The following is a 242-nucleotide window of genomic DNA, read 5'->3' as shown; positions in this document are numbered from 1 at the left end:
AGAAAGCCCCCGCCGATGCCGAAGAAGCCCGAGAACAGACCGGTGCCGAGGCCGTAGCCCAGCACCTTCGGCGCCTTTTCCCGGTTGCACTCCGCCCCCGGGTTGCCCGTGTCACCGCGCCCGCGCAGCATCAGGACGCCGACGACGACCATGACCAGTGCGAACAGGAACAGGAGCTTGCCGCCGTCGACGGCCTTGCCCGCGGTAGAGCCGAACAGGGCGCCGATGACGCCGGCGGTCGC

The 242-nt window shown here is 70.2% G+C and carries 1 protein-coding gene; it reads right to left on the bottom strand.

Going from position 1 to position 242, the window contains the following annotated elements:
* The coding region (locus BGN95_RS09590) for a TSUP family transporter (RefSeq protein ID WP_286772493.1) at window positions 1-242 on the bottom strand (242 nt) is incomplete at both ends.

The sequence above is a fragment of the Sphingomonas sp. 66-10 genome (assembly GCF_001897045.1).
In the GTDB taxonomy this organism is placed as follows: Bacteria; Pseudomonadota; Alphaproteobacteria; order Sphingomonadales; family Sphingomonadaceae; genus Sphingomonas; species Sphingomonas lycopersici.
The sequence above is the reverse complement of the archived record's forward strand: the minus strand, read 5'-3'. Positions and strand labels throughout refer to the sequence as shown.